This is a genomic window from Flavobacterium sp. 245 (assembly GCF_004362055.1).
Classification (GTDB): Bacteria; Bacteroidota; Bacteroidia; order Flavobacteriales; family Flavobacteriaceae; genus Flavobacterium.
Genome location: NZ_SNXB01000003.1, coordinates 199061 through 223438 on the forward strand (window position 1 = coordinate 199061; position 24378 = coordinate 223438).

The 24378-nt window shown below is 32.2% G+C and carries 22 protein-coding genes; 16 read left to right on the forward strand and 6 right to left on the reverse strand.

Features of this window, described 5'->3' with window-relative positions:
* Window positions 1–24 precede the first annotated feature (24 nt).
* The 5 genes from EV145_RS06960 to EV145_RS06980 all read right to left on the reverse strand — a co-directional run bounded on the left by EV145_RS06960 (window position 25) and on the right by EV145_RS06980 (window position 5242).
* Window positions 25–1122, reverse strand: a complete 1098-nt coding sequence (locus EV145_RS06960) for a DUF6371 domain-containing protein (RefSeq protein WP_133524496.1) — start codon at window positions 1120–1122, stop codon at window positions 25–27.
* Window positions 1123–1224: 102 nt separating this feature from the next.
* On the reverse strand, window positions 1225–2820 hold the full coding sequence (locus EV145_RS06965) for a phage/plasmid primase, P4 family (protein ID WP_133524497.1): 1596 nt from the start codon (window positions 2818–2820) through the stop codon (window positions 1225–1227).
* Between the two features lie 6 nt (window positions 2821–2826).
* The gene (locus EV145_RS06970; RefSeq protein WP_133524498.1) at window positions 2827–3096 is read right to left on the reverse strand and encodes a helix-turn-helix domain-containing protein; all 270 of its coding nucleotides are present in this window, start codon (window positions 3094–3096) and stop codon (window positions 2827–2829) included.
* 84 nt (window positions 3097–3180) lie between these two features.
* Window positions 3181–3921, reverse strand: a complete 741-nt coding sequence (locus EV145_RS06975; RefSeq protein ID WP_133524499.1) for a hypothetical protein — start codon at window positions 3919–3921, stop codon at window positions 3181–3183.
* A gap of 64 nt (window positions 3922–3985) precedes the next feature.
* Window positions 3986–5242, reverse strand: coding sequence for a tyrosine-type recombinase/integrase (locus tag EV145_RS06980; protein WP_133524836.1), 1257 nt, complete (start codon window positions 5240–5242; stop codon window positions 3986–3988).
* An 803-nt stretch (window positions 5243–6045) separates the two neighbouring features.
* Here EV145_RS06980 and EV145_RS06985 point away from each other — a divergent pair.
* The 14 genes from EV145_RS06985 to EV145_RS07050 all read left to right on the forward strand — a co-directional run bounded on the left by EV145_RS06985 (window position 6046) and on the right by EV145_RS07050 (window position 22786).
* The gene (locus tag EV145_RS06985; RefSeq protein ID WP_133524500.1) at window positions 6046–6744 is read left to right on the forward strand and encodes a hypothetical protein; all 699 of its coding nucleotides are present in this window, start codon (window positions 6046–6048) and stop codon (window positions 6742–6744) included.
* 29 nt (window positions 6745–6773) lie between these two features.
* Window positions 6774–9080, forward strand: a complete 2307-nt coding sequence (locus EV145_RS06990; protein ID WP_243739214.1) for a DEAD/DEAH box helicase — start codon at window positions 6774–6776, stop codon at window positions 9078–9080.
* A 231-nt stretch (window positions 9081–9311) separates the two neighbouring features.
* Window positions 9312–9890 carry a DUF4062 domain-containing protein gene (locus EV145_RS06995; RefSeq protein ID WP_133524502.1) on the forward strand — a complete coding sequence of 193 codons (579 nt, stop codon included), beginning with the start codon at window positions 9312–9314 and terminating at the stop codon, window positions 9888–9890.
* Entirely contained in the window at window positions 9877–11370 is a 1494-nt protein-coding gene (locus EV145_RS07000) for an ATP-binding protein (RefSeq protein ID WP_133524503.1), read from the forward strand. The genes EV145_RS06995 and EV145_RS07000 overlap by 14 nt, the downstream gene beginning before the upstream one ends.
* Before the next feature lie 790 nt (window positions 11371–12160).
* The gene (locus tag EV145_RS07005) at window positions 12161–12448 is read left to right on the forward strand and encodes a hypothetical protein (RefSeq protein WP_133524504.1); all 288 of its coding nucleotides are present in this window, start codon (window positions 12161–12163) and stop codon (window positions 12446–12448) included.
* A 12-nt stretch (window positions 12449–12460) separates the two neighbouring features.
* Window positions 12461–12922 carry a hypothetical protein gene (locus EV145_RS07010; protein ID WP_133524505.1) on the forward strand — a complete coding sequence of 154 codons (462 nt, stop codon included), beginning with the start codon at window positions 12461–12463 and terminating at the stop codon, window positions 12920–12922.
* A gap of 487 nt (window positions 12923–13409) precedes the next feature.
* The gene (gene gndA, locus EV145_RS07015) at window positions 13410–14819 is read left to right on the forward strand and encodes an NADP-dependent phosphogluconate dehydrogenase (RefSeq protein WP_133524506.1); all 1410 of its coding nucleotides are present in this window, start codon (window positions 13410–13412) and stop codon (window positions 14817–14819) included.
* Window positions 14820–14848: 29 nt separating this feature from the next.
* Window positions 14849–16378 (forward strand): glucose-6-phosphate dehydrogenase, encoded by a 1530-nt coding sequence (gene zwf, locus EV145_RS07020; RefSeq protein WP_133524507.1) that lies wholly within the window; start codon window positions 14849–14851, stop codon window positions 16376–16378.
* Window positions 16362–17078 (forward strand): 6-phosphogluconolactonase, encoded by a 717-nt coding sequence (gene pgl / locus EV145_RS07025; RefSeq protein WP_133524508.1) that lies wholly within the window; start codon window positions 16362–16364, stop codon window positions 17076–17078. Before zwf ends, pgl begins: the two co-directional genes overlap by 17 nt.
* Before the next feature lie 243 nt (window positions 17079–17321).
* Complete coding sequence (locus EV145_RS07030; RefSeq protein WP_133524509.1) at window positions 17322–19046, forward strand: tetratricopeptide repeat protein; 1725 nt, start codon at window positions 17322–17324, stop codon at window positions 19044–19046.
* Window positions 19047–19090: 44 nt separating this feature from the next.
* A complete protein-coding gene (locus EV145_RS07035; protein WP_133524510.1) occupies window positions 19091–19666 on the forward strand; it encodes a Crp/Fnr family transcriptional regulator in 576 nt (191 codons plus the stop codon).
* Window positions 19667–19993: 327 nt separating this feature from the next.
* Window positions 19994–20764, forward strand: a complete 771-nt coding sequence (locus EV145_RS07040; RefSeq protein WP_133524511.1) for a putative quinol monooxygenase — start codon at window positions 19994–19996, stop codon at window positions 20762–20764.
* 55 nt (window positions 20765–20819) lie between these two features.
* Entirely contained in the window at window positions 20820–21605 is a 786-nt protein-coding gene (locus tag EV145_RS07045; protein ID WP_133524512.1) for a DJ-1/PfpI/YhbO family deglycase/protease, read from the forward strand.
* A gap of 71 nt (window positions 21606–21676) precedes the next feature.
* Window positions 21677–22786 carry an alkene reductase gene (locus tag EV145_RS07050; RefSeq protein ID WP_133524513.1) on the forward strand — a complete coding sequence of 370 codons (1110 nt, stop codon included), beginning with the start codon at window positions 21677–21679 and terminating at the stop codon, window positions 22784–22786.
* A 1-nt stretch (window position 22787) separates the two neighbouring features.
* On the opposite strand, the gene EV145_RS07055 is transcribed toward EV145_RS07050, so the two are convergent.
* Window positions 22788–23363 (reverse strand): Crp/Fnr family transcriptional regulator, encoded by a 576-nt coding sequence (locus EV145_RS07055; RefSeq protein WP_133524514.1) that lies wholly within the window; start codon window positions 23361–23363, stop codon window positions 22788–22790.
* A 212-nt stretch (window positions 23364–23575) separates the two neighbouring features.
* Here EV145_RS07055 and EV145_RS07060 point away from each other — a divergent pair, with 212 nt between their 5' ends.
* Window positions 23576–23833 carry a 2TM domain-containing protein gene (locus EV145_RS07060; protein WP_133524515.1) on the forward strand — a complete coding sequence of 86 codons (258 nt, stop codon included), beginning with the start codon at window positions 23576–23578 and terminating at the stop codon, window positions 23831–23833.
* Window positions 23808–24374, forward strand: coding sequence for a cupin domain-containing protein (locus EV145_RS07065; protein ID WP_133524516.1), 567 nt, complete (start codon window positions 23808–23810; stop codon window positions 24372–24374). The genes EV145_RS07060 and EV145_RS07065 overlap by 26 nt, the downstream gene beginning before the upstream one ends.
* Window positions 24375–24378 lie beyond the last annotated feature (4 nt).

A 24378-nucleotide genomic window follows, 5' to 3' on the forward strand; every position in this document is an offset into this window, starting at 1 on the left:
ACTTAACAAGATATTTCTAATATTTTATAGTAATATCTTGGTATTTGAATCCAAGTAAACATCTGCCAAATCTGTACCTTTTGGATAATCTGAAGTTTCTATAAATTCACTAACTGCAATTTTAAAACCATTTGAATTTAATTCGATTGATTTGTTTAGCCAATTATCATACTCTCCTTTATCAGGAAAAGCTACTATATCTCGGTGCTTAACAGCCTTCAATAGTTTAATATTAAAATTACCGCTACTCCCTGTTGCAAGCCAAATGAAATCAGGAATAAAAATGCTCATTACATACGCAGTTTTTTCAGCCTCTACTATAGCAATAGTTTTTAGAGGATGTTCATTAATCAGATGTAAACCAAATAAGCATTGGTCAAGTACAAAATTGGGTTCTTTGATTGCGCAATGCAACCAGTTAACCCTATCAGGTTTTTTATATCTTTTCCCTGTATGCCCGTCATATGGTATAATTTTACAACCGCGTATTTTCTCATTTTTATCAATTTGAAAAAATGCAGTCGAATTTTTCCAGAAATAATCAGTACTTGAAATGAAATAGTCTTGCTTTGCATTAAATATCTGCTGTTTTGAAAAATGTTTTTCAAGAAACAATGTCAAATTATCAATTCGGGGATTTTCAATATACATTTTATACAGCAACTCCCCACTATGAAAACTCGGCATAACTTGGGGAACCGTTTCTTTGGTTGGAGGCATATTTACAAATTCGATTTTATCAGTATTAAAATATTTACTTTCATTTGACTGATATAGAATGCTACTACCTTTTAAAAACCATTCCGTTATCCAACAATCTTTATTCGATTGTTCCAATACTTGTGATTTTGGTACTATTGAAGTATTACCGTTACAATCTGTCAATTTGTATGCTTTATTCGAAATGCTCCTTAATGCCAAAAAAGAAATATGAAATGCCTTTTTTCCTCTAGGTGGAGCATTAAAATAATGACAATTTGTTGATCGATCACATCTTCCAAAATGATCAGGTAAATAATTACCCGTTTCGCTATCAACAAACAAAACAAAAGTTCTTTTATTACAATTAGGACAAATGAATTTTTTGCTGCTTTTATCTAGAATAAATTTAAAATGTTCCATATTAATAATGTTTATTTTTAGGTTCACTCTTTACACATTTTACACTTTAAAGTTTCTTAGTTGTGCAAAACGTGTAAAAAGTGTACTCCAAAAAATATTTTTCTATTGATTAGATACATAGGCTACATTACCACTGTTTATTCGCTTGACGAATATTTTATAATGATTAAGTCTTTGTATGAATTTGCTCTTACCAACAGGCCTGTAACCATCATCTACACAAAACATTCTGTACTTATAATACAATTCAGCAATTAAAATATACTCTGTAGCTGAGGCAACATACTCCATTTCGCTAATGAATAACTGAACACTATCGCTTTGTTTTTCGTAATTATTTCTAGCATTTTCGACAGCGTCGCATTTACTAAAATTCCTTTGTTGGTATACTCTGTCAAGTCCCTGCAGCATCCAGTTAAAGACACCAGGGAGTTCATTTTGAATTATCTTTTGAGGTAGTTGCTTGTCTTGTTTTTCTTCGGGAATAGTTTTATCAAAATCAATGATTAAAAACCTTCTAAAATAAGCATGGGTATGCTCTACTTCTTTCGGCAATTCATTACAATTGAATATCAACTTTGCATATTCTGTTAATATAAAAGGATCTCCATGAGGTAAGCGAGCTTCAATAGGTTCGCCTGATGCCATTTGCTTAAAAATATCAGTTTCTAGTTTACCATTTATTTCGCTTGCGTAATTCACAAGTTTATTTCCTATTTTGGCTCTAAAATAACCATTACTATTAGTAAGACTTTGCAATGTGTAGTTGGTTATATTTTCAAATCCCAAAAGAGCATTAATTATTTCAAAAAAAACGCTTTTGCCGTTTGCTCCTGTTCCAAAAAGAATAAGCATTTTTTCAAGTTTTAAAACGCTCGGTTTTATAAATATGTAACCACAAAATTCAGCTAATATTTTTTGCTTGTCCTTGTCAGGCAATACTTCATCCAAATAGCTTTGGAATAAGGGTGCTGCTGCTTCAGGATCATATTCGAATGGCAATTGATGTGTAATAAAATCTTTTGTCTCAAAAGCTCTAATTTCTCGATGATCAGGAGTTATTTCGAAAGTTCCATTTATCAAGTTGATTAAGATACAATTTCCTTTACCTTTTGGAGTCTGCAAATAAGCGTCAGACATAAACTGCTTATACAACTCCTCTCTAAAAGTATGAATTTTGCCTTCGAACTTTTCAACTCCCATCTTAAGAGCTACATTTCCTAAAAAAGATTGAAAATGCTCTTTATCAATCTCAGTCCAATAGCTGCCGTTATATAAATATATAAAGCCATTTTTCTTGCATAAACCCCATTCTTTGATTTCTGCAATTTTTAAAAGTTGCTCAATACATAGAATTAAATAGTGCCTCTTACTAAGGTTGAATGTTTTTACTTTTTTAGCTAGTTTATCGTATTCTGATTGCTGATTCTCGGACAAATCACCACCATTTAAAAGAATTGATTCGAGATGATGGTACTTTCCTTGTATTTCGTCGCTTTCTGGAAAAGCTAATAATTTAAAATCAACAGCTCCAATACTATGTAGCAGTTCCTGTAAAATGTCATCAGTTGTTTTTTTTATTGATTCAACATTGGTTCTTAATTCTTTAGCCTCATCAATAATCAACTTTTTTAAATTATCTTTATCTTGCGGAATTATTGATAATTTACTCTCGCCATGGGTATTTTCGGTACTCATGGCTTTTTATCTTTTATATTTTAAAGATTTCACTTCAGAAAGGCCTTTTTCAAATTGAGATTCATCAATCAGAATTCTACGCCCGATTTTGTGGGCTTCAATTTTTCCCTCTTTAATGTAATTTCTGATAGTTCCCTCCGAAAGACCATTTCTTACTGCTGTGACCTTAACTGAATGCCGTTTGTTTTTGGTAGTTTTTTGTGGATGCTTAATATCTAGTAATAACCTTTCAATATTCAGTAAGCGGGCTTCTAATATTTCAAATGGGTTGCTCATAACTTTGTGTCTATTAGTTTCACAAAGATTATAACCAACCCAATGATGGTAACCGGTTATAACCGGTTACTATTTTATAAGTACCTAGTATTTAGGTACGTAATTTTTTAATAGTTTTATCTCGTCTTCTACTTTTTCTTTTAATTCCGGGCTTACAATTTCAGCAACTGACTCAAAAAGATCAATCTTATTTTGTAATACTTTTAATGTTTCGTTTGGGTCTGTTATTCTTTTTTTACTACTCCAAACTTTATTATACTCCTGATAAAGATTATGTCCAGAAGTATATCCATATTTTTGAATAATTTCGTTTGCGTTTTCCTTACTTACAACCACTCCTTCATAGACTAGCTTCAAAGCGATTTGTTTTACTGATAGCTTTTCTATTTTGATTTTTTCAGTTTCGAGTTGTATAAGCTCATTTTTTTTTGTTTCTAAAAATGAAATTATTTTAGGAAAAATCATTCTTATTTGAATTATTTTTCTTTCTATTTCTTGCGCTGATGCGTATTCATTCGTAGACTCAATAATGTCTTTGTACATTTTGTAGTAATAATTGGTATTCTCAATTGCAAAAATAAAATCATACATTTCCTGCGAGACAGAAAAAACTTTTAAATCTATTGAGGGAGACAACTTAAAGAATGGACTAAAAGCAACTTCCGCTGAAAAGTTTATAATACGGGATACGATTTTATATTTCTCAATTTCAATATTAATGAAATCAATTGGCTCACTTTCTTCGTATTCTGAACAAAAACCATTTAAAAAGTCAAGATATTTTTGTTGATATTCTTTATATGAGTATACGATTTCCAAATCCATTTGCTACTTATTTTTTTACTTTTTGTAATATTTAGAATTTTATTTTTGTAAACCTAGGTTTAGCTTAAATTATTTTCTTTAGAGGAATTTCTACACTAAAAACTTCATCCATTGCTTCTTTTTTCTCATCATCATTAACCTGATAGTATTGATTCAACGTTTTCATATCATTATGTCCAGTTATTGAAGCAATAAGCTTATCGCTTTTGCCCTGTCTTTTCATCATGGTAATAAATGTACGGCGTGCAGTGTGGGTGCTGATCCTGTCATAAAAAAACATATCCTCTTTAATGTTTTCCTTCCCTTTGGTGGTAACTTTTTGCACCATATGGGTATATTCCAATTCTTGAAAACAATCTTTAATGTACTTGTTTTGCTTTTGATTTGCAATCAAGGGTAATTTGTAATCGTACTTCAACAAAATATACCTTGACAAACTTGTTAACGGAATTTCTCTCGCTTCTTTTGTTTCATCTTTATCCTCTTTAAGCATAATAGATATTTCCGAAACATTACTTTTTGTTATTAATGACAGTTCCCCAAAACGCATACCCGTAACACACGCGAATACAAAAACATCTCTCACTCGCTCCAAACTCTCAGTTTTAAATTCGTGCTGCATCAACTTATTTAGATCCTCGATAGTCAATGCAATTTGATTAGTAATAACCTTTGGCACTTTTTTAAAACCAACAAATGCATTATTAAATGTATATTTCTTCTCCAACGACCAGTACATAAAGGTTTTAAACAATGACAAATTTCTTGCATACGTATTATTTATATGCTTTAAATCATCCATACAATATGAAGTAAACTCATTATGAAACGTTTTATCTATTCGACTGTAGGTAAGCTTGTATTTCTTTACCTTCTCAAAGTTTTTGAGAATATTTTTAATGTTATCGTATCTCATAATTGTAGCTTTCGACCACACTTGCCCCTTTTTCTTTTCTGCTATAAACTCATCATAAGCATCAAAAAAAACATTCTTTCCGGAAACTGTTCTTTTAAATTCCTCATCAAATACTTTTTTTAAAGCTGCTGATGTCAAAGTTTCTTTAATCCTTTTATAAAGGCTATCGGTCTCAATAAGTAAATCCGAGTAGCGATTTAATTGTTGCTTGAGTGTTTCAGATGTCTTTGCTCTTTTGCTGCCGGAAACAAATGGAAACTTATTTTCCTTATCCCAATGTTTTGGTAATATAGTTTCTCCGGTTGAGTAAACGAATTTCTTTCCCTCTTCTTTAAAAAAACAAGTAAAGAAAATTAATGTTTCTTTTTCCGAATTGGGTTCTTTTAGTTTAAAAGTGTATTTCATGTTGTGGAATCTAAGAACAAAAATAGGTGCCAGATTAGGTGTCATTTTTTATACAAAAAACACATAGGTGCCATTTTAGGTGCTAATTTTTATGTAATCTATTGTAACATATTGCAACAACAAATATAAAAATTAATCTGTATATCAGCTAATTAAACTACAAAAAATAATTTTAAGTTAAAAACAAACACAAAAAGTTCAAGAACCGGCGACTCCACAAAAAGGAAGGTGTCGAACACCTTCCTTTTTTATTTAATTCTCAAAAAAATTCATTTTTACATCTTTCAACCGCTCCAATTCTTAATATTTTAACAAATATTGTTTTTTAAATTATCGAAAATATTAAAAACAAAAAATGAGTCTGCGGGAATCGAACACCTTAATCAACTACTAGACAACAAGTTATAAAGGTATTCAACTAAGCAGCTTTTTTCATCATACATCATTTAAGTCTTTAATTATTACATCTTATCTTTTGAATTAGTTTCATTTTTTCACAGAACTATTTCAAAGTTCGAGCACTGATAATTCTAACAAACAAATCAATTATAGCAGCATGCTGCTTCTCTTTCTTTATTTTGTCTTCAATCTTTTTTGAAGATTTTCTAGATTTTGATTTTTACTTTTTTTTGTTTTAACAACACCAAATTTGATATTTCTCAAATCAATTTTAAAAATATTCTTAAAATTCAGATATTTATACTGAGCAATTTATAACATTAAAAGCCGATTTTTGTTCGATTACGGAAATCCGTATATATTACTTTCAAAAGATCTATAAATTAGCATCAACTTACTAAAGTATGAAAATAGACGTAATTGATAAAGCAGATTATACAAACCTCTCGTCAGTTTGCAGTTGTGAAATTAACTGCATGCATATACAGATTAGTGATTATAAGCCAATTATTGAAGAATTGCAAAAAAACATAACCGACACAAGCTGGATTAATTCACTTGATGAATTATCACAACTTGCATTTAAGGCCAACGCAAAAAAGACAATTGATAAGATTGTAAATGACATTATAGCTAAAGTAACAACGCATCTTACCGTTGACATAGGAGAATATATTGTTTCTTATTCAGCACAGCACGCCTTGGAATTGAAATTTAGTCATACTAAAATTCCCCTCGCAGAATTACTAAAAGAAAAGATATCTGGCAATCCAGGTTTTGATTTTCATTCAATTAGTTCAAATAAATACTTGATTTTTGGAGAAGCTAAATTCAGCATGAATACCACTCCAAGAGCGAAAGCTCTAAATCAAATCAGGGACTTTATAGATGATAGAGATCATGCTGAATTATTATGGCTAAAACCATTTTTAGAAAATGACACAATTACTCACATTGGTAAAGGACATAAGGGCTACACAGCTGCTTTTTCGTTTAACGGAAACAATGTCTTAAAAATTTTTAATAATGCGTTAGAATCTGAGGCCATGAAGGAAGTGATAAAACATAAAGAACTTTATTTAATTGCTGTGGAGATATGTTAAGTGACAACTTTTTTCATGAACAATTGAATGTGGAAATTATTGATGAAATACTATATGACTTTCATAAATATGGACCAGTTAATCAAAGTCATTTAGAGACACTTTCTTACTACAAAAAACTTCACCCAGTTTCTTTCAAAAAGTATGAATCAAAACTGATGTTTCTAATGGGATTGTTTTACAAAACAGATGAACCTAACTCTTTTTTTGAAGCAATATACAATTCGTATGCACAAGCAATTTTAGAAGATACTGGTCATAATTTCAGTCCTGTACAAGCAGATGCTTATAACTCGATAAAAAAATTTACTAACTTTTCTTTTTCTGCTCCCACGAGTGCAGGAAAATCGTTTTTGTTTCAAGAGATAATTAAAGAATCAAAAGGCGATATTATTATCGTTATTCCATCCAGAGCGCTACTTTCAGAATATTTAATCAAAGTTAAGAAGCTTGTATCAAAAGAAACTCTTGTTTTAGCTTTCATTGAGATAGTAAACACAAAAAAAACAAAGAATCGAATTTTTATAATTACCCCAGAAAGAGGCGAAGAGCTATTTAAAAATCTAGATAAATTAAATATTGAATTAATCTTACTAGATGAAGCACAACTTTCAGAAGAAGGAATTCGAGGAATGAAGTTTGATTCTTTCGTGAGAAGAATTGATAAAAAATTAAATAATGTTAAGAAGGTTTTCACTCATCCATTTATAATAAATCCTGAAGCACAGTTTATAAAACATAATATTGTTAACGATGCTGATTCTGAAACCTATAACCAAAAGACCGTTGGAAAAATATATATAGAGCATTTTAATAATAATTTTAAATATTTTTCGCCTTTTGATGATAAGATTGAAGGAAAAATTGTTGATGGAAATATTATTAAAGAAATTATCCAAAATAATGGAACGGCTTTAATTTTTATATCGAAATCAAAAATCTACGATGGCAGTTTCATGGATACTTATGCAGAATATGTAGATCTATGTGAAGAAATTGAAAACCCTGAAGCTATAGATTACATTAACAAGTTAGAAGAGTTTTTTGGTACAAAAAATGACAATGAAAAAAAGTCTCTATTAATATTTTTAATGAGAAGAGGAATTGTAATACATCATGGCTCAATACCATTAAAAGCAAGACTAATAATAGAGGATTTTGTAAATAACAAGCATGCAAAAATTTGCTTTTCCACTTCTACTTTAATACAAGGAATAAATATGCCTTTTGATCTGGTATGGATCAATAACTTCACATTTAACGGTAATGAAGATCAAAAAACATTAAATTTAAAAAATTTGATAGGTAGAGCTGGCAGAACTACTCTCGAAAACAATTACTTCGATTACGGTTATGTAGTAGTTGAAAAAAAGAATAAAAAACTTTTTATTTCAAGATTAAATAAAGAGTCTTCACTTTCAGAAATTTCGGAACTTGATATAGAATCTAATAGTAATAATGAAGACTTTGCAGATATTGTGGATGCAATTAAAAATGACACATTTAACACCGAGTTACATTTAACAGAAACACAAATTGATAGAATAAATAATTCAAATATTGACGAAGATATTAACTTTATTTTGAATAACTTTTTGAATGAAGAGGACAAACCATTAACTGTTAAAGAGTATTATCATCTAAAAGACTCTAAAAGAAAAAAAATAAAAAAATCATTTGAAAATATTTATAAGGTACACTTAAGAAGACAAGATTTGACACTTGGTGAAAAAAACGTGCTAAGTACATCTATTCCAGTTTTACTTTGGTTAATTCAAGGAAAATCATTTGCAGAAATAATTTCCCTTAGGTATGCATTTCTTTCAGAAAAAGACTTTAGAAGAAAAACCAGAAGTCTACTTCTAAAAAAAGAGATCACATTGAAGGAATATAGAAAATTCCTAAATGAAAAAAAAGTTAGATATTCATGTATTGCTAACACTTTGCCGGATATAAATTTTAGAAGAGGTGTTCCTCTCTTTTCTAGCAACACTCACTTAGAAAATATTGATTTCGATAAAGTTGTGTATGATACTTATGATTATATTGACAAAGTTTTATCACTATCAATAAGAGATCCCGTTTCTAGTGTTTTTATTCTTTATTTTCAAAAAACTATGGATCAAAGAGGAATTATTTTGAGTAATTATATAAAATATGGTACTAATGACGATACTGAAATTTGGATGTTGAAATACGGTTTTACTTTTGACGAAATGGATGAATTAAAGAAACATATTTTCAAAATTGACGCTACAGAAATTCAATTTAAAGAATCAGTTAGTGAATATATTTTAAATGAAGACAATTACAAATTAATTGAACGATATTTATAGAAGTGAATATTTAGTATTTCTATTACTATTGTTTAGTATAAGTTTAAAAAAAAATCTAATATTAAGCAAACATCCATAAGATTTAAGTTCATAAATTCTGTAAAATTGTTCATCTAAAAAGTGGTAAAAAATCTAATTTACTATCTTATATTTGTAAACTTAGTAAAAGCATCCAATTAAATTTCACTCACATATAACTAAATAGCTATTTAAAAAAAATTACAAAAAGTAATGGCTCAAGAAACTGCTTTAAAAGTAATGTTATCATCAACCGTTTATGGAAATCAGCATATTATAGAAGCTATATGTGCAACACTTGAAGGCTACGGTTATAAGGTATTATGCTCTCATCTAGGAACAATTTACAATATTCCAGGAAAATCACCCGAATATTCTTGCTTAGCTGCTGTTGAAGAATGTGATTTTTTCTTTGGTATTATTTTTCCACATTATGGCTCTGGAATTACTCATAAGGAATTTCAACGAGCAATTGACCTAAATAAACCACGAGGTTTCTTAGCTCATTCAAACATTCCATTCTTGAAAACATTACTTAAACAATTTATGTATGATGATTTAAATAGAAGAACTGGTTTTGCATTGACAAAAAAAACAACAGTACTAGACAGTTTAGAAGTTGTAGAAATGTACAATCTTGCCATCGGAGATGGTCAGCCGATAGAAAAGAGATTATGGGCTCAGCCATTCTTTAAATATGAATTAGATGGAGCACCATTTGTTTCAACACAATTCGAGGATTATGAACGATTCAAACGAGATTTAGAAGCTTTACAAAATGGAGAACAGTAATTTTAATAGTTTAATTCAAAAGGGAGAAAGTGATGTGCTGGCCTTTTTAGAAAAAGTAGATTTAGATAAAATATCTTCTATACTTTGTAGTTTGTTAAACAATAAAGGTGGAAACTTAGTTGTAGGAGTTGATACTTTTCAAAATTTAATCGGAGTTCCTTCAGATTTAAAAGAAGATGCGATACGTAATTATCTTGTAAACAAGATAATTCCTGAAAGTCCAATAGAATTATTTATTGAAAAATTTGATAGCAAAACTTTTTTACTATTTAAGGTCTGGGAAGGAACTAAACAACCTTATATATATGAGGGGAATATTTATTTTAGAAAAGGAAATCAAACTCAAAAAGCTACTTCCCAAGAAATTTCTAGTTTAATTCATGGCCGTCAAAAAAATGAGCTTCATTGGGAGAGACAAATTTCTTTTGGATTGGACTGGGAAGATTTCGATCATGAACTGATTCATACAGTAATGAATGAGTCGCAAAGTAACCAAAGAAGTAGTTATAAAGGTAATGATAGTCTTGAATTTTTAAGTCACTATGGTCTGTTTAATAATGGATCTTTTACAAATGCGTGTGTGGTATTGTTTGCTAAAAATCCAGCCAAATATTTACCACAGACACGTGTACGAATAACCGAGTACGCAGAAGGCAAAACAGACAAGTCTCTTCTCAGAGATGAGATTTTGGAAGGTAATTTATTTGAAATTAGAAATAAATTAGAAACATATGTCCAGAACATGGGGATTCGAAGTTTATTTTTGAGTAATGAATGGAGAAGACTTGATTTTAAATATCCTGAAAAGGCTTTACAAGAAGGCATGGTTAATGCTCTAATTCATCGAGATTACAGCTTATATAATAGTCATCTGACAATATCGTCTTATCAAGATTCAATAGTTATAATTAATAGTGGAAAGCTTCCTGAAGAATTAAAGGTTGCGGATTTAAGAAAAAATCACAGATCTTTTCCTGTAAATCCTGACATTGCGCATATCACATTCTTAATGGGTTATATAGATAAACTTGGTCGAGGTACTGTAAAAATTTTAGAAGAGTGCATAGCTTTAAATCTAAAGGAGCCAAAGTGGTCAAGTAAAAAAAATGAAGTTAGCTTAACTTTCTATGGTCCTATTAGTAAAGACAAATTATTAAATACTAATAATGTCAAACTAGATGATGCAGTAAATAATGCAGTAAATGCTATAATAAATGATGCAGTAAATGATGCAGTAAATAATGCAGTAAATGATGCAGTAAAGGTGAGGTTAAAAAGTATATTAAGAATATTATACAATCATAAAACTTTAGCTTTAAAAGATCTAATCGTACATTTTAACAGTTCTAGACCTACTATACAAAGAGATATCTTATTATTAGCATCTAGAGATCTAATAAAAAAAACAGGATCTGATAGATATAGAGAGTATGAGTTAAGTAATTCATTACGAATTAAGATTGATACACTAGACTTATAATTTGATGCACTTAAATACTAATAGACAATAGCTGGTAGATATAGAGAATATGAGTTAAGTAATGCATTAAGAGTCAAGTTTGACACACTAGACTTATAATATGATGCACTTAAATAATATAATACAATATTTGGTAGATATGAGAATATGAGTTAAGTACTGCATTACGAATCAAGATTGATACACTAGACTTATAAATATGATACACTTAAATAATTAAAGACAATATCTCATAGATATTGAAATATAACTTAAGTATCATTAAGAATCAAAATTGATACACTAGACTTGTACTACGATGCACTTAAATAATAAATGTTCAATTTCAAAATTACATAATTAGAAATGACAAAGAAAAAGGTGTTCAACTGTCGAACACCTTTGAATTAATCATTTTGTAAAATTTTAAATAAAAAAAGTAAACTTTTTTGAAAAACAATTTCAAAAAAGGAAAAAATACTGATTTAAAAAAAAATACAAATACAAGAAAAACCTATTATAAACAAGGGCTTTAGGGCTTTTTACCTAGCCTATCAATAAACATTAATATGGGAATTAGCTTTTCGACTGAAATCTCGGCGACTCCACAAAAAGGCAGGAAAACAATATGTTTTCCTGCCTTTTTCTTTTATAGAATCGAAAATAAAAATTCTTAATTCTTATATGAAATGAAAATTCGACAATACTATAACAAAATCATGTAAAACAATCAATGCTCTGATACAGTACTTTTAAGATAATCTAATTAAATATTTAGATGTCATTAATAAATTATTTTAAACTGATTAATATGAGACAAGAAAATTACATGTTCGGAGAATTTTCAAGCGAAATGAATTCATATGAAGAGCAATTATTATTAAATTATAATGATACTTTTGAAGATGATTTTGCAAATAGACTAAAAGCTTCCAATCACTATAATCTAGAACTAGGCGAACTGGAGGATGATCTTGAATATGACTTCGTTTCAGAGTACGATGAAAATGACTGGGAAGAAGAAGATTCACATGAAAATTTTGCAGGAGAATATAATCAAAATGAAGAAAAACCTGGAAGTTTTGAAATGATCAGCTAAAAAAATATCGTTATGAAAAATTTGTTTACACTTCTACTACTTTCCATCTTCCTTTTTTCTTGTCAGCAAAAGAAAGACAATACAATTTCTATTACACCTGCAACTCCTATTGTTAAAGAGAAAAAGAAGGAAGAGAACAAACAAATAGGTGATACTATTTTTATGAATTTTAAAAATGAAAAAAATATATTTATCGCTGACGGAAGTTTAGATTCTCTAAATTCAAAAGTATATATCAAATTTAAAAATGAAAATCTGAGCGAATTAAAAGCCGAAATTCTTCCCGCAACAGGAAAAGGAAATATTCGTTTCAATCAAATTCTTTTTCCCGATAAAACTTCAGATGGTCCTTTTGGAATGGATTTGAAAATGCCGCTCAAACAAAAAGGAACTTATATTTTGGTAATTGGACATTCCTTAATGGCTGATAATCCTTACTATGGTAAATTCAATGTACAGTTGGAAATTAAATAATAATTACCCTCGCTCTCCTAAACATACAATTAAAAGCGCTGCGCAAATGTCTCTTACTTTGTGGCATCTCCAGATCGCAATCATCTAAAATTCCCAAAACTTCAAACGAAATTCGTCAATTACAAACTATCACTAATTTCAATACTATTTTAGTAATTACATAAAAGCAAAATAACATCTGTTTGCCACTCAAAAATCAATTACAAAAAAAACAAAACCATATAAATAAAATATACTTAGATAAACTCCAAATCTAAAAATAAGTATAAATCCCACACTTAAAAAGTATCACAATAAACCCTAAAAGTGAACTATTTTACCCCTAATCTTTCAGCATTTTTCTCTAACTTAGCAGTCTATATTTTAAAATGTAAGATTAAAATAAACTTTGTTTTGCTGCAAAACATTGAATGAAAAAGAATTACCAAACTTTCTCCTACTTTTTGCTGCAAAAACATTCTTCTAATAATTTAGTTAATTGAAAACTATGAGCAAATTTGATTTTGGAATTGTAGGACTCGGTGTAATGGGCCGCAACCTACTTTTAAATATCGCCAGCCATAACTTTGCGGCAGCAGGTTTAGACTTAGACACTGAAAAAGTCAACTCTCTTCAACAAGAAGCAGATGCAGACCAAACCATTGAAGCAACAACAGATGTAAAACATTTTGTTGAACTTATTCAGCAACCAAGAGCGATTATGCTATTAGTTCCTGCCGGGAAACCGGTTGACAGCGCAATTGCAAGCTTGCTTCCTCATTTAGATAAAGGAGATATTATCATTGACGGCGGAAACACTTATTTTACTGATACTGACAGAAGATTTTTAGAATTGTCTGAAAAAGGAATTCATTTTTTCGGAATGGGAATTTCTGGCGGTGAAAAAGGAGCTCGTTTCGGTCCTGCTATGATGCCGGGTGGTGATCAAAAAGCATACGAAAGACTTCGTCCTATTTTTGAAGCGATTGCGGCAAAAGTTGACGGTGAACCTTGCGTAGAATATCTTGGAAACGGATCTGCTGGAAACTACGTAAAAATGGTCCACAACGGAATTGAATACGGAATCATGCAATTGATATCTGAGATTTATGACTTAATGAAAAGAGGTTATAATCTTGATGATACTGCGATTCAAAAAACTTTTGAAGAATGGAACCAAACGCATGATCTTAAGTCGTATTTAGTTGAAATCACTGGAAAAATCCTTAAACAAGAAGATGCAGACGGAAGTCTTTTAATCAATAAAATTTCTGATTGGGCAAAATCAAAAGGCACAGGAAAATGGACTTCGCAAAATGCAATGGATTTACAAGTTCCGGTACCAACGATTGACGCCGCGGTTAACATGCGTGATATGTCTAAAACCAAACCAGAAAGAATTGAAGCTGCTAAAAAACTAGTTTGGAACGCAGATAAAACTGATGTAAATACAAGTGAAGCCATTGCTGCATTAAAATCAGCTTTATACTTTTCTATGGTTGTGACTTATGCACAAGGTTTAGCACAGCTTCATACCGCATCAAAAGAATACAATTACGGATTAAATCTTGAAACTGTTGCCAAAATTTGGCGTGGTGGCTGTATTATTCGTGCTACTATTTTAGAAGATTTCAGAAAAGCATTTGTTGCAAAATCAGATTTGCCAAACTTGCTTTTAGATGCTGGAATTGCTTCAAAATTAACTGAGAACCAAGCAGGAATGAGAACTGTGGTTCAATTCGCTGTTCAAAAGGGATTGCCAATTTCTGGACTTATGAATTCATTGGCTTATTTTGATGCATACCGATCTGAAAATCTTCCAACAAACCTAATTCAGGCACAGCGTGACTTTTTCGGAGCACATACTTACGAACGTACAGATACCGCTGGTGTGTTCCATACACAATGGTCTGAATAAAAAATTTATAAGCAACACAACTACACACAATGAGTAAAATCAAAAATATAAATCCAACAATTATTGTAATTTTTGGAGGAACCGGAGATCTGGCAAAGAGAAAGCTCTTTCCCGCATTTCAAAATCTGTATCTTGATGGACGTATGTCTGAAAAGTTTCAGATTATTGCTCTTGGACGAGCAGAAAAAACAGATGAAGATTTTCGCAGTTATGTAGCAGAAAATCTAAATATCTTTTCAAGAAAAAAGGAGATTACTGATCCAGCAACACAAAAATTTCTTTCACACATAACGTATCATAGTCTTGATATTGATAAAGAAGAATCGTATCTGGGTTTAAATGAAAAGATCAACGGTTTTGATCTGGCTTTTGGAGAACGTGCCAATCGTCTTTTCTATCTTTCGATTACGCCTTCTTTTATTACGACGATTTCGAACAATATCAAAAAAATCGGACTTGCAGCGAATCCTAAACAAGACCGCATTATTATTGAAAAGCCTTTTGGTTACGATAAAACTTCGGCGATTGCATTAAATGAAATGCTTTCGCAGACTTTTAAAGAAGAACAGATTTACAGAATCGATCATTATTTAGGTAAAGAAACGGTGCAAAATATTCTTGCTTTCCGTTTTGGGAATTCGATGTTTGAACCTTTATGGAGCCGTAACTTTATTGATTTTGTCCAAATTACAGTAGCCGAAGAAGTTGGTGTTGAAGAACGCGGCGGTTTTTATGAAGGCGTTGGTGCTCTGAAAGATATGATTCAGAATCATTTGCTTCAGATATTATGCATGACGGCAATGGAAGCGCCTGCATCATTAAATGCTGATGATATTCGAAACCGTAAAGCCGATGTTTTAAAATCAATTCGTCGTATTAAACCCGATGAAGTAGATCATTATATTGTTAGAGGTCAATATGATGCAGGTGAAATAAAAGGAACTCCGGTTCCTGGATATCGCCAAGATAAAGGAATTGCGCCAGATTCTAACACCGAAACGTATGTGGCAATGAAAATATATCTGGACAACTGGAGATGGCAGGGAATCCCGTTCTACTTGCGTACCGGAAAAAGAATGGAGGAAAAACAGTCTTCAATTATTATTCAGTTTAAGCCAGTACCGCATTCCTCATTTTCTTATGGAAAAGAAGGAATGACACCAAACAGACTGATTATCAACATTCAGCCTGCAATGGATATTAAACTGCAGTTTATGACCAAAAAACCGGGGCTTTCACTTTCATTACGACCAGCCGAAATGATTTTTGATTATTTTGCCTGTTCAACAATGTCGCCAGAAGCTTACGAAACATTAATTGCTGACGCTTTGGCTGGAGATCCTACGTTGTTTATGCGTTGGGATCAGGTAGAACAAGCGTGGGACGCAATTGATACCATTCAGCAAGTGTGGAAAACGACAGCTCCAACCAATTTTCCAAATTACAAAGCAGGAAGCTGGGGCCCAGAAGAAGCCGATGAATTGTTAGCGCGCCAAGGGCACAAATGGATTCCGAATACACAAACAAAACAAGAAGTTTTAGATGATACAGATTTATAATAATACAGAAGAAATTAATATTGCTGCCACCAATATATTTGTTGAAGCAGCGCAGAAAGCAATTGCCGAAAAAGGCAAATTTACTGCTGTGCTTACCGGAGGTTCTTCGCCTGCAGGGATTTACAAATTATTAGCTTCTGATGTTTACAAAACTAAAATAGACTGGAGCAAAGTTTTCATATTTTGGGGTGACGAAAGATGGGTGCCTCTTAATGATGATTTGAGTAATGCAAAAATGTCGTACAGCACTTTATTAAGCCACGTTCCTATTCCGCAGGAAAATATATTCGAAATGTATAAAGATGGTGTTACACCAGAAGATTATGCAGTTGAATATGAGAAATCTATTAAAACTGTTTTGGGTGAAGAAGGCAAATTTGACCTTATTTTATTAGGTATGGGAGATGACGGACACACGGCTTCTCTTTTCCCTGGTGAAGCGGTTTTAGAAGAACAAAACAAATGGGTTGACGCTTATTACTTAGCGCCTCAAAAAATGCACCGTATTACGCTTACTGCGCCATTAATCAACAAGGCAGAAAAGATTGTTGTTGTGGCTTTTGGCGAGAAGAAAATTAACGCTTTGAAAGAAGTTACAACTGGAGCATGCAATCCAACATTATATCCAATGCAATTGATTAAACCAGTTTCTGGTGAATTATTATTTTTGGTTGATAAAGTTGCTGCGGGAACTAATTAAGAAATCATTTTATACCGATAGTAAAAGGTTTATGCTGAAAAGTATAAACCTTTTTTTGTTGCAATCTAGTTTTTATAAATTAAAAAAAAACACAAAACACTGAAAAGCAATTATTTAGAAAAACATATCTCTTTTTTTTATAATTTTACTTAAGAGACTCATCTTCAATTTGATAAATTATTGAACCGAGTTTTATTCCCCAAGCTTTTACACGGATTATATAACTGCAAATATTTTTTTGAGATGAAATATAATTACTTATTCATTGCTGTTTTTCTTCTTTTTGCCTGCAATAAAAATAAAAATGCAGCAACTGAATCTGTAAAAGTTAGCGCCAATCAAGGATGTTATATGCCTAAAACAACAGATAAAGATTGGTACACAGAAAATAAAAAAGCACCAAAATTTAAAGGTCTTGATGGGGTCAATTTTAAAATTTCAACTAAAAATCAAGAGGTTCAAGAATACTTTAATCAAGGAATGATGTTGGCGTATGGCTTTAATCATGCCGAAGCAGCAAGATCATTTTACGAAGCTACCCGTTTAGATCCTGATTGTGCTATGGCGTATTGGGGCTTTGCTTATGTTTTAGGTCCTAATTATAACGGCGGAATGGAAGAGGATAATTTTCAAAGAGCCTATGATGCAGCACAAAAAGCAAAAAAACTTTCGGTGAACTGCACTCCAAAAGAAGTTGCATTGATTGACGCCTTAACAGTTCGATATGCGGCAAAACCACCTACTGACCGAAAACCCTTAGATAGTGCTTATGCTGCAGCTATGAAAAAAGTGTACATCAATTTTTCATCAGATCCTGATATTGGTGCGCTTTATGCCGAATCACTTATGAATCTTCATCCGTGGGATTTGTATGAAAAAGACACTGAAAAACCAAAAAAATGGACCCCACAGATATTAAGCGTTTTAAACGAATTAATTAAAAAAAATCCAAAACATCCTGGCGCACATCATTTTTTAGTGCATGCTGAAGAAGCGTCAGCACATCCTGAAAATGCGCTGAAAAGTGCAAAATTATTAGAAACTTTGGTTCCGGGATCTGGGCATTTAGTTCATATGCCATCGCATATTTACATTCGCACAGGCGATTATCATCAAGGTTCTCTTTCAAACATTGAAGCCATAAAAATTGACAGTCTTTATACAACAGTGTGCCATGCGCAGGGCGCTTATCCTCTAGCCTATTATCCACATAATTATCATTTTTTAACGGCAACGGCAGCATTGGAAGGGAATTCAAAATTAGCTTGGAAATCGGCACAAAAACTTCAAGAACATATTTCAACTCAAATTATGCGCGAACCCGGCTGGGGCACGCTGCAGCATTATTATACTATTCCTTATTATATCGCTGTAAAATTCTCGATGTGGGAAAATGTTATGGCGCTTCCAAAACCTGACGAAGATCTTGTTTATCCAAATGCGATTTGGCATTACGCAAGAGGCATAGCATTTCTTGGAAAAAATGAGTTGAAAAATGCTGAAAAAGAACTTGCCTCGCTGAATGAATTGGCAAAAAATAAAACTTTAAAGGATCTCACCATTTGGAATATCAACAGTACGTTCGATCTTGTTCAAATTGCATCAAATGTACTTTCTGCCGGAATTGAATCAAAAAAAAATAATCTAGGCAAGGCCATTATACTCTTAAATAAAGCTGTGGAAATTGAAGATCGTTTAAATTACAACGAACCGCCAGATTGGTTTTTCTCCGTAAGACATTATTTAGGAGCTGTATTAATCAAATCTGGAAAGTACAAAGAAGCTGAAAAAATTTATCTCGAAGATTTAGAAACGTTGCCAAAAAACGGTTGGGCTCTAATTGGTCTTTATAATGCTTTACAGCATCAGAAAAAAGCAACCGAAGCGTTGAAAATTAAAACTGCTTTTGATAATTCCTGGAAGTTTGCTGACATAAAAATTAAATCATCATCAACTATTGTTGATTAAAACTGATTTGATGAATATAAAAAGTTTAGCTAAATTTACTTCATATGGAAGAACTAAAAAAACATATTGAAGCGATTACGCCATTAACAGATGAAGAATTTGAATACATTAAAACATTCTTCAAAGAGAAAAAAGTAAAAAAACATCAATATCTTCTTCAAGATGGCGATAAGGTTACTTCAGAATATTGGATTATAAAAGGTATTTTTCGCGCCTTTTATATCGATAAAGACGGAAAAGAACATATTCTGCAATTTGCATTAGAAAATTGGTGGCTGTCAGATTACAATGCTTTTTTTAATCAGACAGACTCTAACATAAATATCATTTGTATGGAAGATGCTGCAATATTATCGCTTTCACTTTCTGCTCGGGAGCAATTAGCTTCGGAGTTTCATAAAATGGAACATTTCTTCAGAATGAAATTGACCAGCGGTTATGCAGCGCAACAAAGACGAATTATTTCACTTCTTTCAAATAATCCGAAGAAACGATATGAAGAATTTGCAAATCTGTATCCGAATATTATGCAAAAAATTCCAAAAAAATATATAGCCGAATATCTAGGTGTTAGCCGGGAAACCTTAAGCCGTCTATACTCTAATACTAGCCGAGATTAACAAAACCTCAAGCGTGATTTTTATCGCGCTTTTTTTATGCCTTTATTTCTGCAACTAAAATCATTCTTAACCAAAGTCAATGATTTTAAAGCTGTTCCAAATCTAACTTTGCCCCATAATCAACCACGTAAGCGCTTTTAAATAAGATTAATCGAATCCATTTATAAAGCCTTTTTAAAAGTGTGATTCAAATCACACTTTTAAAGTGAGTTTGGTCAACCCTCAGGTTTTAAACTTGACGGAAATTTGTCTCAGATGTAAAGCTTATTATTTCGCTCAAAAATTTATTTAACTGAAAACATTCAAATAATTAAAAAAATAAGAATCATGAAAACAACTGCTTTTAAATCCATTAACAAAAAAATTATTGCCTCGATAAATGTGCTTTTACTTATAACAGCCACCGTTAAAGCTCAAAATTCAATACCTGTAAAGACAAAAACTTTGAACGAAACGGTTTCAAAAATGACGATGTATGAAGTAAAAGAAGGAGAAGTGACTCAATTTCAAAAAATACTTTCAGATTACGTAGCAAATGCAATCGCTTCAAAAGAAAATATCATGGCCGAAGCTTTTTACGAAGAAAAAAAACCAACTATTTTATGGCTGATTGAAAGATGGAACAACAAAAAAGAATTAGAAAAATTCAGTAAAAAAGAAGAAGCGAAATTAGCACAAACATTGGCCGGAAAATCGCTTTTAAAGTCTGCTAAAACGTATTATGTAAAGGATCTTGAACCATTAACTAAAGAGCAATGGAGAAAAACTTCTAAAAAAGAGGACAATCAGCTTGTGATCATGTTGTTTGTTGATGCTAAAAAAGGAACACAACAAAACTTTAAAGATACCTATCATATTGCAATGCCGCAGTTTCGTAGTGAACCAGGAGTTGTGACTTATCAACTTTCTGAAATTGAAGGCAATGACACACAATTTGTAACCTATGAAAAGTTTAGAAGCAACGAAGCTTTTCAGTATCATCTCAATTTCCCTCCAATTAAACCGGTAATCGAATATTTAGAAACAAGCATAAAAAATCCGCCTTTTCAAAATGGATTGCATAATCTAATTGAATTTGCACCACTAACAAGAGAATAATCCAAAGAATTTCATTCGAAAAAAACAATTATAAATATTTTAAAAATTAGAAATTATGAAAAATTTAAAACAAGTTATCGCAGCAGGTTTAGTTGGCACAGCATTAAGTGCAGATGCTCAGATGAATCATGAACTGAGTGTAATGAATCAATTAGCAACCCCTTCACATGTGTCTGTTATGCCGGTTTCTCAGTTGCTAAACGCACCAGGAAATGAGGCTTTGAGAGATTTCTTTTTTACTCCTGTAAAAGACAAAACCGTATTAAAAGGTAAAAAAATCGCTGTACTTGCTGCAGATGGTTTTGAGGAAATTGAATTAACTGGTCCGGTTTGGTATTTTAGAGAACTTGGCGCTCAGGTTGATATTATTGCTCCAAAATTTAATCCAGCACCAGCAAGATATGGCTTAAGTACTCCCGAAATGGCAAAAACGCATATAATGGCAATTCAATATTTACAGCCTGTTGGGTGGATTAAATTTGACCGTACTGCTGACCAAATAAAAGTAAGCGACTATGATGCTGTATTTATTCCCGGAGGTGCATGGAATCCAGATAATCTTCGCTACGACAAAGATATTATCAAATTCATTCAGGATTTCAATAAATCAGGTAAACTAATTGCGGCTATTTGTCACGCTCCAGTGGTCTTAGCTTCTGCAGACATTCTTAAAGGCCGAAAACTTACAGGATATTGGAACATTCAAATTGATCTTAAAAATGCAGGTGGCATCGTTTCTGACCAGCCTGTAGTAGTGGATGCCAACATTATTACAAGCAGACATCCAATTGATGTTGCTGATTTTTCAAGAGCGGTAGAAAGCTGGCTGGCTAAAAAATAATTATTCTAAAAATAGATAACGGAAACTCCAATTCAGTTTCCGTTATCAAACAAAACGCAACTTATAAAATAATGAAAACAAATATTTTTGAACCTGTTTCTTTAGGTTCCTTAAAACTAAAAAACCGCATTTCAATGGCTCCAATGACAAGAGCAAGAAATGCTGACGGAATTCCGAATAATGACAATGCAGCATATTATGCACAGCGCGCCGGAGCCGGATTAATTATTACCGAAGGAACAGCAATTTCTGACACTGCAAAAGGTGTACTTTATATTCCTGGTTTATATACACAAGAACAAATTGAAGGTTGGAAAAAAGTTACTAAAGCAGTACACGAAAAAGGAAGTACCATATTTACTCAATTATGGCACGTTGGCCGAGTTTCGCACACATCAAATCAGCCGGGTGGTATTGCTCCAGTTGGTCCTTCAGATATTCAAGCAACAAGTTCTTTTGCTTGGGGTTATGATGAAAATGGAAAAGAAGGCCCAGTGATTTCTTCTAAACCAAGAGCGCTTTTAACCTCAGAAGTTAAACAAATTGTAAAAGACTTTACAAATGCTGCTAAAAATGCCATCAATGCCGATTTTGACGGGGTTGAACTTCATGGAGCTAATGGCTATTTGATCGAACAATTTTTAAATCCGTTTGTGAATAATCGTTCTGATGAGTATGGTGGCAGTATTGAAAACAGATCTCGCTTTTTATTAGAAGCTGTTGATGCTGTTATTGAAGCTGTTGGTCCTGAAAAAACTGCTATCAGACTTACACCGTACGGCGGTTTAGGCGATTTACCACACTATGATGAAATCGAAGCCACTTATCAATATCTGGCAAAAGAACTTTCGAAACGAAATCTTGCCTATTTACATTTAATGGATCAGCAGTCAAAGGGAAGCCACGCGCTGCCAGATGGATTTCTTGAACGTTTCCGATCTTGGTATGATGGTGTTATAATTTTGGCAGGAAGTATGGACAGAGAAAAATCTGAAACACTTATTAACGAAGGTATTATTGATATTGCAGGTTTTGGCGAACCTTTTATCTCAAATCCAGACTTGGTTGAACGTTTAGAAAACAATTGGGAATTGACACCGCCAAACAGAAGTTTACATTATGGCTTGGGAAATCACGGCTACACAGATTGGAAAACATATAAAGAACTCGAAATGGCGTAATTTATTTGCCAATCATCCTTTTACGAAGTCGGCTTAACGATTCAGGTTTAATGCCAATGTAAGACGAAAGCTGATTTTGAGACACTAATTGAAAAAGATAAGGCTCTTTTTTTAAAATGGTCTTGTAGCGTTCTTCCGGAGTTTGAAAATGTAGCATTTCCTGTCTTTCAATTATGATCAGATAAGCCGATTCTGCAATCAATCTTCCAAATTTTGACCAATTCGGACAGCTATCATATAAACTTTCTACTTTCTCATATTCTAAAGCAATTACTTTTGAATCTTCCATTGCTCGGCAACTGTAATGAGCGGTTCTCTGTGTAATAAAACTAGCGAAATCAACCAGAAAATCATTTGCTTTTGCAAATCTGCTGTTGATTTCGTTTCCCTTATAATCCACATAAAACATTCTGAAAAAACCACTTTCAATAAAATAGATATGACGGCAAATTTCTCCTTGCTGTAAGAGGTCTGTGTCTTTCTTTACTTCTATTCTGCTAACAATCGGAAGCATGAAATTGTATTCTTCGTCAGACATAGGTACAATCGATGTAATAACGTTCTTAAGTGCATCCATAATACTGATTTTAAGAGAAATAAGTACTTAAAATTAGATTTAATTCTGCTAAATACAAAATCTGATCCCAAATATTACTCATTCGTTCTTAACCAAAGTCAACGGTTTCTACAAAATTACGGCGCTACCTTTGTCATGTAAATAAATTGAAAACCAATTATTTAAATCAATTTAAAAAATAATCTATTGCTAATATTTTAAAAAACTTAATCATGAAAACTACATTCAACATCGAAGCAAAATCACAAAAGAATCCCAAATTAGGATTTAAAATCCATCTTCTTGTATTTTTATTAGTTACCCCAATTGTATTTATCGTTTGGTATCTAACTAGTACAACTTATCCTTGGCCACTTTGGTCAACTCCAGCATGGGCAGTGGGAGTCGTTTTTCACTATTTAGGTGTATATGTATTCAAAAAAAACAACACAAAATCTTATCGTCATGGAAACAAATCTTACAGCATTTAAACGCATCGTAACTGGACATGATACTGATGGAAAAGCGATTATAGTATCAAACGAAGTGCCTTCACGCACTTATATGGTTGGCGGGCCAAATGGCGCTAAGTTTCATGAAATTTGGAATACAAAACAAACTCCAGCGTTAATCGATAATGAAACAGATCCTGAGGAAAACGCACTTACGTTGGGCCCACCAAAACAGGGCACAAGAATTCGAGTTATTGATTTTCCGCCCGAAAGTGATGAAATCCGAAATCTGACTAAAGAACAAGCCTTAGAGCATTTTAAAACAATGAAAGGCGAACACGCTTCAAAAGCAGCTGAAAATGCACCGCACCCATTGATGCATAAAACAGAAACCATTGATTACGGAATTATCCTTGAAGGCGAACTTACCTTAATTGTGGACCGAGGCGAAACAACTGCAAAAGCAGGCGATATTATTATACAGCGAGGCACGAATCATGCCTGGAGCAATAAATCAGGAAAAATGTGCCGTGTTGTATTTATTCTGATAGATGGAAAATTTGACGAAAAACTACATTAAATTT

Coding starts and splice junctions, on each gene's coding strand:
- EV145_RS06970 (WP_133524498.1), bottom strand. CDS start 3,096: ATGAGCAACCCATTTGAAATATTAGAAGCCCGCTTACTGAATATTGAA.
- gndA (WP_133524506.1), top strand. CDS start 13,410: ATGAGCAAATTTGATTTTGGAATTGTAGGACTCGGTGTAATGGGCCGC.
- EV145_RS07065 (WP_133524516.1), top strand. CDS start 23,808: ATGGAAACAAATCTTACAGCATTTAAACGCATCGTAACTGGACATGAT.
- EV145_RS07000 (WP_133524503.1), top strand. CDS start 9,877: ATGGAGAACAGTAATTTTAATAGTTTAATTCAAAAGGGAGAAAGTGAT.
- EV145_RS06960 (WP_133524496.1), bottom strand. CDS start 1,122: ATGGAACATTTTAAATTTATTCTAGATAAAAGCAGCAAAAAATTCATT.
- EV145_RS07045 (WP_133524512.1), top strand. CDS start 20,820: ATGAAAAATTTAAAACAAGTTATCGCAGCAGGTTTAGTTGGCACAGCA.
- EV145_RS06965 (WP_133524497.1), bottom strand. CDS start 2,820: ATGAGTACCGAAAATACCCATGGCGAGAGTAAATTATCAATAATTCCG.
- EV145_RS07060 (WP_133524515.1), top strand. CDS start 23,576: ATGAAAACTACATTCAACATCGAAGCAAAATCACAAAAGAATCCCAAA.
- EV145_RS07035 (WP_133524510.1), top strand. CDS start 19,091: ATGGAAGAACTAAAAAAACATATTGAAGCGATTACGCCATTAACAGAT.
- EV145_RS06975 (WP_133524499.1), bottom strand. CDS start 3,921: ATGGATTTGGAAATCGTATACTCATATAAAGAATATCAACAAAAATAT.
- EV145_RS06980 (WP_133524836.1), bottom strand. CDS start 5,242: ATGAAATACACTTTTAAACTAAAAGAACCCAATTCGGAAAAAGAAACA.
- EV145_RS07040 (WP_133524511.1), top strand. CDS start 19,994: ATGAAAACAACTGCTTTTAAATCCATTAACAAAAAAATTATTGCCTCG.
- EV145_RS07005 (WP_133524504.1), top strand. CDS start 12,161: ATGAGACAAGAAAATTACATGTTCGGAGAATTTTCAAGCGAAATGAAT.
- EV145_RS06995 (WP_133524502.1), top strand. CDS start 9,312: ATGGCTCAAGAAACTGCTTTAAAAGTAATGTTATCATCAACCGTTTAT.
- EV145_RS06985 (WP_133524500.1), top strand. CDS start 6,046: ATGAAAATAGACGTAATTGATAAAGCAGATTATACAAACCTCTCGTCA.
- EV145_RS07030 (WP_133524509.1), top strand. CDS start 17,322: ATGAAATATAATTACTTATTCATTGCTGTTTTTCTTCTTTTTGCCTGC.
- EV145_RS07055 (WP_133524514.1), bottom strand. CDS start 23,363: ATGGATGCACTTAAGAACGTTATTACATCGATTGTACCTATGTCTGAC.
- pgl (WP_133524508.1), top strand. CDS start 16,362: ATGATACAGATTTATAATAATACAGAAGAAATTAATATTGCTGCCACC.
- EV145_RS07050 (WP_133524513.1), top strand. CDS start 21,677: ATGAAAACAAATATTTTTGAACCTGTTTCTTTAGGTTCCTTAAAACTA.
- EV145_RS07010 (WP_133524505.1), top strand. CDS start 12,461: ATGAAAAATTTGTTTACACTTCTACTACTTTCCATCTTCCTTTTTTCT.
- zwf (WP_133524507.1), top strand. CDS start 14,849: ATGAGTAAAATCAAAAATATAAATCCAACAATTATTGTAATTTTTGGA.